This window comes from Inquilinus ginsengisoli (assembly GCF_050434925.1).
In the GTDB taxonomy this organism is placed as follows: domain Bacteria; phylum Pseudomonadota; class Alphaproteobacteria; order DSM-16000; family Inquilinaceae; genus Inquilinus; species Inquilinus ginsengisoli_B.
The window spans coordinates 4,534,232-4,549,392 of the sequence record NZ_JBNDJK010000001.1; the positions used below are offsets into that span (position 1 = coordinate 4,534,232).

Annotated in this window: 8 protein-coding genes; 2 read left to right on the forward strand and 6 right to left on the reverse strand. The window is 67.8% G+C overall.

The features are described from left to right. Positions 1 to 340 precede the first annotated feature (340 nt). The 3 genes from QFZ27_RS21655 to QFZ27_RS21665 form a co-directional block, all read right to left on the reverse strand. Complete coding sequence (locus tag QFZ27_RS21655; protein WP_429228515.1) at positions 341 to 3,181, reverse strand: endonuclease/exonuclease/phosphatase family protein; 2,841 nt, start codon at positions 3,179 to 3,181, stop codon at positions 341 to 343. A 286-nt stretch (positions 3,182 to 3,467) separates the two neighbouring features. After that, positions 3,468 to 4,499: a BMP family lipoprotein gene (locus QFZ27_RS21660; protein WP_429228516.1), complete on the reverse strand. Its 1,032-nt coding sequence runs from the start codon at positions 4,497 to 4,499 to the stop codon at positions 3,468 to 3,470. A 136-nt stretch (positions 4,500 to 4,635) separates the two neighbouring features. After that, complete coding sequence (locus QFZ27_RS21665) at positions 4,636 to 5,409, reverse strand: LamB/YcsF family protein (RefSeq protein WP_429228517.1); 774 nt, start codon at positions 5,407 to 5,409, stop codon at positions 4,636 to 4,638. A gap of 132 nt (positions 5,410 to 5,541) precedes the next feature. Between QFZ27_RS21665 and QFZ27_RS21670 the strand changes: the two genes are divergently transcribed. Together QFZ27_RS21670 and QFZ27_RS21675 are read left to right on the forward strand one after the other, a co-directional pair. Further along, on the forward strand, positions 5,542 to 7,323 hold the full coding sequence (locus QFZ27_RS21670) for a B12-binding domain-containing radical SAM protein (protein WP_429228518.1): 1,782 nt from the start codon (positions 5,542 to 5,544) through the stop codon (positions 7,321 to 7,323). A 407-nt stretch (positions 7,324 to 7,730) separates the two neighbouring features. After that, entirely contained in the window at positions 7,731 to 11,084 is a 3,354-nt protein-coding gene (locus tag QFZ27_RS21675; RefSeq protein WP_429228519.1) for a hypothetical protein, read from the forward strand. A gap of 21 nt (positions 11,085 to 11,105) precedes the next feature. Here the strand turns inward: QFZ27_RS21675 and QFZ27_RS21680 are convergent, their stop codons facing one another. The 3 genes from QFZ27_RS21680 to QFZ27_RS21690 form a co-directional block, all read right to left on the reverse strand. Further along, the gene (locus tag QFZ27_RS21680) at positions 11,106 to 12,752 is read right to left on the reverse strand and encodes an ABC transporter ATP-binding protein (protein ID WP_429228521.1); all 1,647 of its coding nucleotides are present in this window, start codon (positions 12,750 to 12,752) and stop codon (positions 11,106 to 11,108) included. Between the two features lie 142 nt (positions 12,753 to 12,894). Then, positions 12,895 to 14,034, reverse strand: a complete 1,140-nt coding sequence (locus QFZ27_RS21685) for an ABC transporter permease (RefSeq protein ID WP_429228522.1) — start codon at positions 14,032 to 14,034, stop codon at positions 12,895 to 12,897. Further along, complete coding sequence (locus tag QFZ27_RS21690; RefSeq protein WP_429228523.1) at positions 14,027 to 15,139, reverse strand: microcin C ABC transporter permease YejB; 1,113 nt, start codon at positions 15,137 to 15,139, stop codon at positions 14,027 to 14,029. Before QFZ27_RS21690 ends, QFZ27_RS21685 begins: the two co-directional genes overlap by 8 nt. Positions 15,140 to 15,161 lie beyond the last annotated feature (22 nt).

Here is a 15,161-nt window from a genome sequence, read left to right on the forward strand (position 1 = left end):
GCGACCATCGACTCGTCGGCATCGCGATTGCTGCAGCTTGCCGACATCGTCAGCTACTCGCGAAAATGGGTATCCGACGGATCGATCCGCGCCAAGGCTCTGCGAGAGTTGTACGGAATCCAATTGCCCTGAAACAAACGGAGCCGCCCGAAGGCGGCTCCGAAAGGCAGTAAGGAAGTCGGTGGTCGGCAACCGAGGCTTTCGGCCTCGGGTAACCACGGCGCCTGTCAAACACACGGCCGGACAAGTCGCCTGAAAACTTCCTACGGACCATATGTATCGCGCTGGCGCTGCATATTCAAGATACCTGAGTAGACACTGGTGTCTCGTCTCGTTGGACTCACACCATCCAATCCGCGTGCTCGATCTGGTCAGGGCGGACGCCAAGCAGGGTGACGCGGGTGCCGTCGTCGAGCTCGACCACCGCGCTCAGCAGGCCCCACCGCACCGTGGCGTCGGCGCCGTCGGCGATGAGCAGCTTGTCCTGGCGGACGTCGAAATCGGTGATCACGTCGCGGCCGTCGCCATGGCCGAAGGCGAAGATGTCGGCGCCGCGGCCCCCGATCAGCAGGTCGTTGCCGCCGCTGCCCTCGATGCGGTCGTTGCCGGCGCCGCCATAGAGCGTGTTGTTCCCCGAGTTGCCGATGATCTGGGTGTCGCTGTTGCCGGCCCAGACGATCAGGTCGTGGTCGCCCTGCAGCACGATGCGCTCGACCGCGTCGTTCGCCTTGACGTTGACCGTGGCGCGGACCTCGTCGAAATCCTCCGTGCCCTTGACGATGGCGAAGTTGAACAGGAAGGTCGGCTTGTCGGCGGTGATGATGTTCGGGTTCTCCGGCGTGCCCGGCGCCGGGATATGCAGCCGCGCCACCGACGGGTCGTGGTCGCTGACCTGGTCGGCGAAGCCGGCATTGGTGTGGACGATGTCGAACTCCAGCCCCGACCGGTAGACGCCGTCGGTCGCCAGCATGTGGTCGAGCTCCTGGCTCGCGCCTTCGAACACGTAGCTCCAGCGCTCGCCGGCCGGCAGCAGCTCGTCGGCCAGGTCCTTCAGCACAGGACTGCCGTCGGTGTCGCCGCGCAGCACCTTCAGCGGGTCGTTCCAGGAGAACTCGTTGAGGTCGCCGACCACCATCACCTTGGCATCGGGGTCGGACGCCAGCCGGCCGTCGACATAGGCGTTGACGATCGCCGCCTGGGCCTCGCGCTGGTCCTCGCCGCGGTTCAGCGGCGGGAAGTCCTCGCCATAGGTCGGCGAGCTGCCGCTCTTCGAGGTGAAGTGGTTGTTCACCAGCGTCACCGTCTCGCCGTTGAAGACGAAGTCGGCGGCCAGCGGCAGGCGGCTGGCGGCGAAGGCGTCGCCATCCGACAGGTCGGTGTCGGTCAGCGCCTTGACCGAGCCCTCGGCCAGGTCGACCCGGTCCGGGTTGTACAGATAGCCGGTCCGGATGTTGCCGCCGGGCTGGCCGCCCGAGGTGCCGCTGGCCGGCGCCACATCGATATAGCCGTAGCGCGGTCCGCCATTCGCGACGATCGCCTCGATCAGCACCCGCGCGGTCTCGGCGGCCGAGGTGATGCCGGTGATCTCGGCGCCGTCGCTGTCCTGCACCTCCTGCAGCGCGACGATGTCGGGCGCGCCCATGTTGCCGACGATCTGCTGGGCCAGCCGGTCGAACTTGCCGCTGCCGACGTCGTCATCGACGTTGTTCGGGTTCCTGTCCTGGACCAGGTTGATGTCCTCGACCTTGGGGTCGAGGTTCTCGAGGTTGATCGAGCCAACGGTCAGGTGGTCGCGGTCGCCGGCCAGCGTGGTCGTTTCCGGCGCCAGCGTGCCGGGGGACTCGACCGTGACCGGCTTGATCGCCTGCACCTCGTACCAGCCGAAATTGTAGTTCACCACGCCCTGGACGGTGCCGAGCTGGGCCCCGACATTGACATCCGGCATGAAGCTGCCCAGCAGGTCGTCGTCGATCTGGATCCGCTCCGGCTGCTGGTCGGTCTCGGAGATCATCAGGCCGCCGGCGCCGCTGCGGGTGCCGGTGGCGTGGTCGCCGTTGTCGGCCAGGACATAGGCCTCACCGAAGCCGTTGGTCGCGCCGACCACCACCGGGGCCGGCACGTCGACCACCATGCCCTCCAGGCTCTCCCAGTAGTCGACGCCGTCATGGGCGGGGTCGTAGACGGTGCGGCCGTCGTCGTCGATCGTCTCGGTCGGCGGGGCGTAGCCGCCGGCGCCGATGCTGACCGCGACCGGCACGGTCTGCTGCACCGCCGAGATCTCGACGCTGGCGCCGGTGATCTGGGTCACGGTCAGGTTGTGGGACGAGGCACCGCCGGGCTGGAACTCGGCGACCGAGCCGGTGACGTCGAGGGTGACGCCGAGCTGCACCTCGGCCGGCACGTTGCCGCTGCCGGTGAAGACGAAGACCGCGTCCGAGGTGGCGGTGCTGCCGTCGCCCTGGGCGTCCTGGATGTAGAAGCCGTTGGCGGCAATGGCGGTGACCACGCCCTGGGTCGCCACCCGGTCGCCCTCGAATTCGGAGCGGTGGCCGGCGCCCTGGATCTCGTAGATCGCGTGGAAGTCCGGCTCGGTGTCGGGCACCGGGGCGTTCGCGGCGCCGGGGGTGTTCAGCGCCTCGCCGGGGGCGGGGGTGCCGGCCTGGCCCGGCAGGCCGGCCAGATCGAAATCGTTGCGGGTCCAGTCCGCCGCACTGCCGGTGTCGGCGCCGTCGGGCAGGCGCGAGGCGCCGCCCACGGTGATGCCGGCGCCGTCGAAGTTCGGCGTCAGCACGGTGGTGCTGTAGAAGCGGTCGCCGCTGCCGCCGTCGTCGATCGCGACGCCGTCGCCGATCCGGGCCCAGGGCGTGGCGTCGAGCACGCCATCGTCGTTGGTGTCGAGGTCCTGGCCGGTGCTGCCGCTGTAGTTCTCGACCAGCAGCAGGGTGCCGCTGCCGTTCTGCAGCAGGTTCGACTGGAAGCCGCTGCTCCAGTACCCGTCGGCGTCGGTGCTGCCGATCTCGGTGGCGGAAATGATGCGGCCGGTGCCGCCGGCATCGCCCTCGATCTGCACCAGGGTCCAGCCGCTGTAATCGGCCAGGGCGTCACCCTTGATCTCGAAATATTCCGAGCTGTCGGTGCCGACATGGTTGGCGACGAACTCGTTGAGCAACGGATCGGCCATGACGAAGTTCCCTCTTCTCCATCCGGCAAGGACCGAATCCCTTGCCGCTCCCGAAACACCTGTACGGGGCTTCGGTTGCATTCGCGTGACTCGGGGAGGTCATGGAGAGATGGAAAACTGCGACCTGGGCAGAAAAGACAGCCATAAGGCGATCTTTTCGAGGAATTACCACTTTTGATTGTCATGCCCGGGCTTGACCCGGGCATCCAGAGACTGTCGACATCTTCTGGATTGCCGGGTCAAGCCCGGCAATGACAGAGAGAATTTTAGATTAAATCCATAGAACTCAGTGAGCGGTCGGGTCGGGCACCGTGATGCTGCCGTCGGCGATGGCGCGGCGGGCGGTCTCGACCGCTTCCTCCATCTCCGGGGTGACCAGCGGCCGGTTGTTGTCGTCGACGGCCCAGCCGACCGCGTGCTCGCGTACGCCCAGCGTGACCAGGCCGGCCTTCCAGGTGCCGGCCCTCATGTCGTCCAGCGAGCGCAGCACGGCGATGTCGACCCGCTTCAGCATCGAGGTCAGGATGGTGCCGGGAACCAGGCCGTTCTGGTTGCCGTCGACGCCGATTGCCAGCGTCTCCGCCTCGCGCGCCGCCTGGAACACACCGATATTGGCCTCGCCGGCGACGGCGAAGAGGACGTCGGCGCCGCGTCCGATCAGGCCCTGCGCGACCTGGCCCGCCCGGTCCCGGTCGCGGAAGGCGGCGGCATCGGTGCCGATATAGTCGACCAGGGTTGTGATTTCGGGCCGCGTCGCCCGGGCGCCGGCGGCATAGCCGTTGGCGAATTTCTGCATCAGCGGGATGTCGGCGGCGCCGACGAACCCGATCGTGCCGGATTTCGAAGCCAACGCCGCCAGCACGCCCACCAGATAGGCGCCCTCCTGCTCGCGGAACACGATCGAGCGGATGTTCGGCCCCTCGGCAACGCCGTCGATCAGGACGAAGCGGGTCTCCGGATGGGCTGCGGCACAGGTTTTCACCGCATCGGCATAGTAGAAGCCGACGGCGATGATCAGGTTGGCGCCCTGTTGGATCAGGCCGTCCGCTGCCGCGGCGAACCCGTCGACGGACTGCAGCTCGGCCTCGAGATAGGCCTCGCCGGTCTCGTTGCGGAAGAACTCCAGCGCGTGCACCGCGCCTTCGTTGAAGCCGCCGTCCCGCTTGTCGCCGAGCGCGTAGACGACGCCCGGCTTGACCGGCACCTCCTCGTTGCTGCCGCGCATCATGCTGTCCGGATCGGCGGCGGCGGCGCTCATGGACAAGCCGGCCACGGCCAGGCTGATGCCGGCGAGAAGGGTGCGACGGTCGAGGATCATTTCCGTCTCCGGACGGCAAGGCGGCGATGCGGGCATTGGGCGGCCCGCGGCCCCGGAAATGGACGTGTTAAGGTTCGGTTACAAGAGCCTGCTCTGCAACGGTCGTCTGCCGCGAGGGCGGGGGGAGGAGGCCGGATCAGGCCGGCCGGTCCTTCAGCGCCACCAGGCGGATGCCGGCCTGCTCCAGCCGCTCGCGGATGCGGCGGGCGATGCCGACCGCGCCCGGCGTGTCGCCATGGACGCAGACGGTGTCGACCGGCACCGGGATGCGCTTGCCGCTGCGGCTGGTGACCGCCTGCTCCTCGACCATGCGTAGCACCCGCTCGGCCGCGGCCTCGGGGTCGTGGATCACCGATCCGGCGATCTTGCGCGAGGTCAGGGTGGCATCGTCCTCATAGGTACGGTCGGCGAAGACCTCGCGCACCACCGGCAGGCCCAGCTCCACCGCCGCGCGCTCCAGCGCCGTGCCGGGCAGCACCATATAGGCCAGGGTCGGGTCGACCGACTGGATCGCCCGGCCGATCGCCAGCGCCACCGCATCGTCGACCATCGCCACGTTGCTCAGCGCGCCATGCGCCTTGACATGGGTGATGCGGTGCCCGACCGCCTTGGCCATGCCCTGGATGGCGCCGATCTGGTAGACCACCTGGGCCTCCAGCTCCTCCGGCGTCTCGCCCTTGATCACCCGGCGGCCGAAGCCCCAGAGGTCGAGGAAGCCGGGATGGGCGCCGACGCCGATGCCGCGGTCGCGCGCCAGCGTCAGGGTCCGCCGCATCACGATCGGGTCGCCGGCATGGAAGCCGCAGGCGACATTGGCCGAGGTGACGATCTCCAGCATCGCCGCATCGTCGCCCATCTCCCAGGCGCCGAAGCCTTCGCCCATGTCGCAGTTCAGATCGACGCTCGCCATGATCTCTTTCCCGGAACGGCCTTCAGCTTGATGACTCCTGTATGAACCTCGCCGCCGGCGACGGCAATCGTCGCCCCACGCCCGGCATTCGTGCTATTCAGACTCAGCAAGAACCCAGCAGGGGACGCCCATATGGCGGTGGGGACGAGCGGGCGACGGGTGTTCGAACTCGTCTTGATCAAGCCGTCGCATTACGACGACGACGGCTACGTCATCCAATGGCTGCGGTCGGCGATTCCGTCGAACACGCTGGCGGTGCTGTACGGTCTTGCCAGCGACTGTTCCGAGCGCCGGATTCTCGGCCCGGACGTCGAGATCGCCATCACCGCGATCGACGAGACCAACACCCGGGTCCGCCCGGACGCGATCATCCGCCGGATCCGGCGCTCCGGATCGGGCATGGTGGCGCTGGTCGGGGTGCAGTCGAACCAGTTCCCGCGGGCGGTCGACATCGCCCGGCCGCTGCGGGCGGCGGGGATCCAGGTCGGCATCGGCGGCTTCCACGTCTCCGGCACCATCGCCATGCTGCCCGGCCTGCAGCCCGAGGTGGCGGAAGCGCAGGCCATGGGCATCTCGCTGTTCGCCGGCGAGGCCGAGGGGCGGCTCGACGAGGTGCTGGTCGACGCCTACAACAACCGGCTCAAGCCGCTCTACAACTTCATGGACGACCTGCCGAACATCGAAGGCGTGCCGATGCCGGTGCTGCCGATCGCGCGGGTGCGCCGCACCGCCGGCCAGCACACCAGCTTCGACGCCGGCCGCGGCTGCCCGTTCCAGTGCTCGTTCTGCACCATCATCAACGTCCAGGGCCGCAAGTCGCGCCGCCGGTCGCCCGACGATGTCGAGCAGATCATCCGCGAGAATGTGAAGAGCGGCATCAGCCGCTTCTTCATCACCGACGACAATTTCGCGCGCAACAAGGACTGGGAGCCGATCTTCGACCGGCTGATCGAGCTGCGCGAGCGGGAGAAGCTGTCCTTCCGCATGATCATCCAGGTCGACACCATGTGCCACCGCATCCCGCACTTCATCGAGAAGGCGGGCAGGGCGGGGGTGACCCGGGTATTCATCGGGCTGGAGAACATCAACCCGGACAGCCTGGTCGGCGCCAAGAAGCGGCAGAACAAGATCACCGAATACCGCAAGATGCTGCTGGCCTGGAAGGCGGTCGGCGCCATGACCTATGCCGGCTACATCCTCGGGTTCCCGACCGACACGCCGGAATCGATCGTCCGCGACATCGGCATCATCCAGCGCGAGCTGCCGGTCGACCTGCTGGAGTTCTTTTTCCTGACGCCGCTGCCGGGGTCGGAGGACCACAAGAACCTGTTCCACGCCGGCATCCCGATGGATCCGGACCTGAACCGCTACGACCTGAACCACGTCACCACCGGCCACGCGATGATGTCGCGCGAGGAGTGGCAGCGGGCCTACAAGCTGGCCTGGCAGACCTACTACTCGCCGGAGCATATGGAGACGGTGATGCGCCGGGCGGCGGCGACCGGGATCAGCGTCGGCAAGATCCTGTTCCTGCTGCTGTGGTTCACCACCTGCATCAATGTCGAGGGGCTGCACCCGCTGGAGGGCGGCTATCTGCGCCGCAAGGTGCGGACCGACCGCCGCCCCGGCCTGCCGCACGAGGCGGCCGTGCCGTTCTATCTCCGCTATGCCGGCGAGACCGTGGCCAAGCACTGGGCCATGGGGCGGCTGTGGTGGCGCTTCAACCAGGTCCGCCGCCGGATCAAGGCCGATCCGAACCGCAAGGCCTATCATGACCTGGCGCTGACGCCGGTGAGCGAGGAAGAGCTCGACACGCTGGAGATGTTCTCGGTGACGCAGGGCGCCCGCGCCGCCGCGGCCAGGGCACACACCAAGCCGGTGCCGCAGCCGCAGGGCGCCACCGCGGCGGAGTGATCGGCGCCTGCTCCGGGCGGCGGGGCTATCCAGCGCCTCGAACCGTGACGGCAGCAAATTAAGAAGCGTTAAAGCCACCGGCCTTTGAGTTCGACTCTCCCAGCTCTTCTCGTCATGGCGAGGAGCGAAGCGACGTGGCCATCCAGGGGGCAGTGCCGCTGGATGGCCACGCCCCTTCGGGGTTCGCCATGACGGTCAATATTTCGGGTCGCTGGTATAAGGTCGGAATTCGGTCAGTTGTCCCTAGTCTTTCTGAAATCGTGACATAATCATTACAATTTTCTTGTTGAGATTGTAATCCTTTTGCCATAAACAAATTGCACGACCGCAAGATCTGGCGCTCCAGAATTCTGGCGAACGCTGCTCTGTCTGCGATCGTCGGCCATGCCCATAGTCAGGAGAGGCTGATGACTGGTATTTCCGGGCTCCCGGGCCGCTGGCCGTCGCTGTCGGACCGGTTCAAGCAGAACACATCCGTCACCCTCTGGAACCAGGCCCTGAATCAGGCGAAGCAGGGCCCCGGAACAATCCTCCCGGCCACCAACGCGACGCCGCGGGAGGAGCCGCTGGAACAGCTCGACGGCAGCAATCCGGCGAACAAGAGCGTCGACGGCCAGATCACCTACCAGGCGCAGCGAGGCGACAACCTGACGGAGATCGCGCGGCAGCTGGGCTATGACAAGGACCTGGACCCCGCCGTGGCGCAGCGCCTCGGCTTCGACCCCAAGCGGGACAATGCCGAGCAGTACGCGGCGCTGCTGGCCAAGTTCAACCCCGAGCTGGGCGCCGATCCGGACGGCCTGCCGGAAACCCATATCATCACCGTGCTCAGCGACGAGCGGGTGGAGCGGCTGCAGCAGATCTCGACGATCGCGGACGGCGCGACATCGGTCGAGGACCTGCCCCAGGCCAAGCGGAACGAGCTGCAGGACCTGATCGACGCGGATCTCGCTTCGGTCGCCGGGACGATGGACCAGGGGGATTTCGACGCGACCCTGAGGGAGCGTACTGCCTATCTGCGCGCCGTGCTGCCGCAGACGAAGGGGCTCGGCGAGCTGGTCGAGTCCCGGGCCGACGATTTCGGCCTGCACATGGACGGGCTGTTCTCCGGCCTGCGCGAGAGCGCCGCCCAAGGCCAGAAGGCCGGCGACTGGAGCGCCTTCCAGACCGACGTGGCGGAGGCGCTGCGGCGTCGGATCAATCCGCCCCCTCCGGCCCAGACCCCGGATTTCGATGCGGATCAGGCGGCCGCCGACTTCATCGCCGAGCTGTCCTTCTACGGTCCGATGGACCCTAAGACACTCAAGGTCGATGCGGGTTACCTGAAGGCGATCCAGGCGGCGCAACACCAGGTGATGGTGACCGATCCGGCCAAGCAGGTGACCGACGGGGCCTCGCTCGAGCTGACCCTGACCGGCGTGCCGGCCGAACGCGCCGACCAGATCCTGGTCGAGCTGTCGAAGCTGCCGGCGACGGGAAAATATCGGGACGAGGAGAACCCGCCGACCTCGCGGCTGGCCGAGATCGTCTATCCGCTGCGCAACCTGTCGTCCAAGGGGAACATTTCGGACGAGGCGAAGGCGCTGATCGGCAACCTGAACGTCGTCGCGACGCAGGCGGGCGCCTCTGCCCCCGTCGACGGCGACGGACGCATGCAGATCAGCGACGGCGTCGCCGGCCTTGCGGTGCTGATGGCCGAGGCGAACACCGGCGGCCTTGACCGCAAGTCGCCCGTTGCCCATGGCGGCGACCTGACGCTGCGCACCGCCATCGCTGACAGCATCAGCCAGGGCGACGGCGCGACGCTGGCGGTCGCAATGGCGGCGCATTATGCCGAGGACGGCTGGGCCGAGGCCGCCGACAACATGCTCCACACCGTGGCCTTCGGGGTGGAGCGGCTGACCCCCGAGGCGCGGGGCGCGACCGAGGCGTACGGGCGCCTGATCGGCGATCCGCAATGGGCCGGCAGCTGTCTGGAGGGGCTGCGGGACGACAAGGAGCTCGCCGGCGCGGTCCAGACCGTCCAGAATGGCAAGCTGAAGGACAATCCGGAGCAGGTCGCCAAGTTCGAGCGCCTGTTCGCCGGCGCCATGTCGACGGACGCGGTCCTGCAAGCGCTGCCGGCGTCCCTGCGCAACCTGAAGGGCGACAATCTCGGCGGCTATGACCGGCTGAAGGGCGCCCAGGGGGATCTGCGCCACCTGCTGGTCGGCAACAAGGACGATGGCGACGACGCGCCGCCGCCGATGGTCCAGGTCGCCATGGCAGGAATGCCGGCGCCGCCGAAGGCCCTGACGCTGGCGGAGGTGGAGCGGCAGCTGCAGCAGTCGCCCGAGTTCAAGCAATACGAGACGCTGTATCGCAACATCTCCGACCCCGAATTCGACGCGGTGTTCGGCAACGCACTGGAGACCTATGACAAGATTCAGCGGCAGCTCGCCGATCCGAAGGCGAAGATTATCGAGCTGCCGCCCGGCATGACCTCGCTGCCGCCCACCGTGACGGAGGTGCTGGACGGGCTGAAGGGCAAGGACCGGGCGGCGGCGCTGGCGGCCCTGCGCGACAAGCCTGCCCAGGGGGCGGCGCTGCTGATGACGCTGGAGGTGCTGGAGAACGGCCAGCCCAACGGCCCCAGCGGCGGTTTCATCTCGCGCGAGATCAAGAATTCCAGCCTGCTGCTGTCGACCGTGATGGCGCCCTCGTCACCGATCGCGCAGGCCGTTGCCGACCGCGCGAATGGCGGCGCCACTGGCGAGGCGCAGCCGCGGGGCGGGCTGCTCGGCCACCGGGCCGCGGCGATTCCCGTGGCGGGGATCAGCGGCGCGCTGAACATCTGGGGCGCCCGCGAATTCCTGGCGTCCGACCGTCCCGACGACAAGGCCTGGGCGGGGGTCTTCGGCCTGCTGGCCGGCATGGATGTGGCGCGCGGGACCGCGGCCGGCATCCAGAGCCTTCTGATCCCGCAGGGGCCCGGCGTCCGGCAGGCCGCCGGGCTGCCCAGCCTGTTCAACCGGGACGGGCGGCTGGATCGCATGACCCGGTTCGGCTATGTCGGCGGGCCGGGTCTCTATCGCACCCTGGGCACCGCGTCCTCGGTCCTCACCGCCGGGGTCGCCGCCTGGACCGCGACCATCGAATTCTCCAACGGCAACGTCCTTGGCGGAGCCGTCTGGACGTCGATGGGCCTGGCATCCGGCGTCGAGGCCGGCCTCGTCCTCGCGGGCTCGTCCTGGGCCGGACCGGTGGGGTGGGTCGCCGCCGGGGTCTGGCTGGTCGGCGCCAGCATCCTGCACTGGCAGTCCAGCGAGAAGCAGCGCGAGTATTTCGAAGGCGACACGCGGGCGATCCTGGCCAATCTGGATCCGCCGGTGGACCCTGAGCGGGCCGAGATCCTGGCCGAGGGCCGGGACGATTTCGGCGCCTCCGACAAGGCGAAGGGGCGGCCGCTGTTCCCGCTGCTCGAGCAGCTGGCCGAGTATCGGGGCTACGACACTCCGGCGGAGAAGAAGGAGTTCTTCGACTACATCCTCTACAACAAGGACGCGCTGCCCAATGACATGCTGCGGGAGCTGTCGGAGCGGGCCACGAGCTCGATGATCGTGGATCTCGATGACGACAGCTACATGGTCGACAGCAAGGTCACCGGCTACAGCGCGACCCCGAGCACGATCGCGCAGCTGAGCGACTGGATCGACGGCATCAGGCAGGACGATGTCGGCATGCCCAATCCCGGCATCACGCTGCCGCCGCGCCGCAACTGACGGGCTGCCGGAGAGGCGGGCTCAGACCGCGACCTCCGGCGTGTCCGCCGCCTTGAGCTCCAGCGCGGCCTTCAGCAGCGCCTGGGTGTAGGGGTGCTGCGGCGCCTCGAAGATCTGCGCCGCCGAGCCGTGCTCGACCACCTTGCCGTTCTTCATCACGATCACCTCGTCCGACAAAGCGCGGACCACCTTCAGGTCGTGGCTGATGAACAGATAGGCCAGGCGGTGCTTTTCCTGCAGCCCGCGCAGCAGGTCGACGATCTGGGCCTGGACCGACATGTCCAGCGCCGAGGTCGGCTCGTCCAGCACCACGAATTTCGGCTTCAGCACCATGGCCCGGGCGATGGCGATGCGCTGGCGCTGGCCGCCGGAGAATTCGTGCGGGTAGCGGTGCCGGCTGGCGGGGTCCAGCCCGACCTCCTCCAGCGCCGCCACGATCATCCGCTCGCGCTCGGCCGAGGAGCCGCCGATGCGGTGCACCTGCAGCCCTTCCTCGATGATCTCGGAGATCGACATGCGCGGGCTGAGCGAGCCGTAGGGGTCCTGGAAGACGATCTGCATCTCCCGCCGCAGCGGCCGCATGTCGCGGAACTGCAGGCCCTGCAGCTCCTTCTCGCCATAGCGGATCGACCCTTTGCTGGAGATCAGGCGCAGCAGCGCGAGTCCCAGCGTGGTCTTGCCCGAACCGCTCTCGCCGACCACGCCGACGGTATGGCCCTCGCGCACGGTGACGTCGATGCCGTCCACCGCCTTCACATGGTCGACCGTGCGGCGCAGCACGCCGGCCTTGATCGGGAACCAGACCTTGATCTCGCTGGCCGCCACCACGGTGCGGGCATCGGCCGGTGGCGGCGCCGGGTCGCCCTTGGGCTCGGAGGCGAGCAGCCGCTGGGTGTAGGGGTGCTGCGGCGCGGTGAACACCGCCTCGGTCTCGCCCGCCTCGACGATCTCGCCCTTGTTCATGACGCAGACCCGGTCCGCCATCTTGCGGACCACGCCCAGGTCGTGGGTGATCAGCAGCATCGCCATGCCGAAGCGGCGCTGCAGGCTCTGCATCAGCTCCAGGATCTGGGCCTGGATGGTCACGTCCAGCGCGGTGGTCGGCTCGTCCGCGATCAGGATGTCCGGCTCGTTCGCCAGCGCCATGGCGATCATCACCCGCTGGCGCTGGCCGCCGGACAGCTCGTGCGGATAGGCGTTCAGGCGCTGCTCCGGGTTCGGCAGCCCGACCAGGAGCAGCAGCTCCAGCACCCGGGCGCGGGCCTGCGCCTTGCCCATGCCCTTGTGCACCGACAGCACCTCGCCGACCTGCTTCTCGATCGTGTGCAGCGGGTTCAGGGAGGTCATCGGCTCCTGGAACACCATGGCGATCTTGTTGCCGCGGACCTCGCGCAGCACCTTCTCCGGCGCGCCGAGCAGCTCCTGGCCGCGATAGCGGATGCTGCCCTTGGGGTGCCGGGCGCTGGGATAGGGCAGCAGCTGCAGCACCGACAGGGCGGTGACCGACTTGCCGGAGCCGCTCTCGCCGACCAGCGCCAGGGTCTCGCCGCGGTCGAGATGCAGCGAAACGCCCTTGACCGCCGGCACCGCGCCGCCGGGCACCCGGAACTCCACCGCCAGGTCGCGGATCTCGAGCAGCCTTTCGCCTTGGGCTGGTGTGTCGTTCATCGCGAGACCTTCTCGGCGGACCCGCCCCAAACCGTCATTGCGAGGAGGCGAAGCCGACGAAGCAATCCAGGGGCCGATGCGTGCGGCCCTGGATTGCTTCGCTGCGCTCGCAATGACGGGATTGAAAGCCTGAAGGGGGCGGTCATGGCGTCTGGGCCTTGGGATCGATGACGGGACCGGAGGCGGCAGCCGGGACACCGGCCGCCAGGGTCTTGCGCGGGTCGAAGGCGTCGCGCAGCGCCTCGCCCATGAAGACGAGGAGGCTCAGCAGGATGGCCAGCGAGAAGAAGGCGGTGAAGCCGAGCCACGGCGCCTGCAGGTTGGCCTTGCCCTGGCTGACCAGCTCGCCGAGCGAGGGCGACCCGGGGGGCAGGCCGAGGCCGAGGAAGTCCAGCCCGGTCAGCAGGCTGATGCTGCCGGTCAGGTTGAAGGGCAGGAAGGTGATGGTGGCGACCACGGCGTTGGGCAGCACATGCTTCCACATGATCACCCGGTCCGGCTGGCCCAGCGCCCGGGCGGCGCGGACATAGTCCAGGTTGCGGGCGCGCAGGAACTCGGCCCGCACCACCCCGACCAGGCTCATCCACTCGAACAGCAGCATGATGAACAGCAGCGTCCAGAAGCCCGGCACGAAGAAGGACGACATGATGATCAGCAGGTACAGCTGCGGCATGCCGGACCAGACCTCGATCACCCGCTGGAAGATCAGGTCGGTCCAGCCGGCGAAATAGCCCTGAATCGCGCCGGCGAAGACGCCGATGACGGACGCGATCGCGGTCAGGGTCAGGCCGAACAGGATCGAGAGGCGCAGCCCGTAGATCAGCCGGGCCAGCACGTCGCGGCCCTGGTCGTCGGTGCCGAGCCAGTTCACCGCCGAGGGCGGGGACGGGGCGGGCTGGTCCAGGTCGTAGTTGATGGTGCGGTAGGAGAACGGGATCAGCGGCCAGACCGCCCAGCCCTTGGCGCTGATCAGGTCGCGCACGAAGGGGTCGCGGTAATCCGCCTCGGTCTCGAATTCGCCGCCGAACGCCGTCTCGGGATAGGTGGACAGCACCGGCACGTAGTAGTGGCCGTCATACTTGACCAGCAGCGGCCGGTCATTGGCGATGAACTCGGCGAACAGCGTCACCAGGAACACGGCCAGGAACAGGTACAGCGCAATCAGCCCGCGCCGGTTGGCCCGGAAATTGGCGATGCGGCGGGCTGTGATCGGCCGGATGCGGAAGCCGAGGAAGCGCGGATGGGCGAAGTCCTGTGCCCTGGACAATGCCGCCTCAGACATTGCGGGCCTCGAAATCGATCCGCGGGTCGATCAGGGTATAGGTCACGTCCTGCACCAGCTTCATCACCAGGCCGAGCAGGGTGAAGACATAGAGCGTGGCGAACACCACCGGATAGTCGCGCTGGATCGCGGCCTCGTAGCCGAGCAGGCCGAGCCCGTCGAGCGAGAAGATCACCTCGATGAACAGCGACCCGGTGAACAGCACGCCGATGAAGGCGGCGGGGAAGCCGGCGATGACGATCAGCATCGCGTTGCGGAAGATGTGGCCGTACAGCACGCGCCGCTCGGTCAGGCCCTTGGCCCGGGCGGTCAGCACATACATCTTGCCGAGCTCGTCGATGAACGAGTTCTTGGTCAGCATGGTCAGGGTGGCGAAGCCGCTGATCACCATGGCGGTGATCGGCAGCACCATGTGCCAGAGATAGTCCAGGATCTGCTGGTACCAGGGCAGCGACGACCAGCCGTCGGATGTCAGGCCGCGCAACGGGAACCAGGCGAAATAGCGGCCGCCGGCGAAGGTCACGATCAGCAGCATGGCGAACAGGAAGCTGGGGATCGCATAGCCGACGACCACCGCGCCGGAGGTCCAGATGTCGAAGCGCGACCCGTCGCGCACGGCCTTGCGGATGCCGAGCGGGATCGAGATCAGATAGACCAGCAGCGTCGTCCACACGCCGAGCGAGATCGACACCGGCAGCTTCGACACCACGAGATCGACCACCCGCGCGCTCTTGAAGTAGCTGCGGCCGAAATCGAAGTTCAGATAGTCGTGGATCATCAGCCAGAAGCGCTCGAGCGGCGGCTTGTCGAAGCCGAACTGCTTCTCGATCTCGGCGATGAAGCGAGGGTCCAGCCCCTGGGCGCCGCGGTACTTGCTGGCGGCGGCGCTTCCGCCGAGCTGGGAGTTGTCCGCCGGGCGGCCGAAATCGCCGCCCGAGCCGCCGCTGATCCGGCTGGTCGCGTCGGTGGCGGTACCCTGGATCTGGGCGATCATCTGCTCGACCGGCCCGCCGGGGGCGAACTGCACGATGACGAAGTTGATCACCATGATCCCGAACAGCGTCGGGATGATCAGCAGCAGGCGACGGATGATATAGGCTAGCACGCCTCAGCCTCCTGTCCCGGCA

Coding starts and splice junctions, on each gene's coding strand:
- QFZ27_RS21660 (WP_429228516.1), bottom strand. CDS start 4,499: ATGATCCTCGACCGTCGCACCCTTCTCGCCGGCATCAGCCTGGCCGTG.
- QFZ27_RS21675 (WP_429228519.1), top strand. CDS start 7,731: ATGACTGGTATTTCCGGGCTCCCGGGCCGCTGGCCGTCGCTGTCGGAC.
- QFZ27_RS21670 (WP_429228518.1), top strand. CDS start 5,542: ATGGCGGTGGGGACGAGCGGGCGACGGGTGTTCGAACTCGTCTTGATC.
- QFZ27_RS21680 (WP_429228521.1), bottom strand. CDS start 12,752: ATGAACGACACACCAGCCCAAGGCGAAAGGCTGCTCGAGATCCGCGAC.
- QFZ27_RS21685 (WP_429228522.1), bottom strand. CDS start 14,034: ATGTCTGAGGCGGCATTGTCCAGGGCACAGGACTTCGCCCATCCGCGC.
- QFZ27_RS21665 (WP_429228517.1), bottom strand. CDS start 5,409: ATGGCGAGCGTCGATCTGAACTGCGACATGGGCGAAGGCTTCGGCGCC.
- QFZ27_RS21655 (WP_429228515.1), bottom strand. CDS start 3,181: ATGGCCGATCCGTTGCTCAACGAGTTCGTCGCCAACCATGTCGGCACC.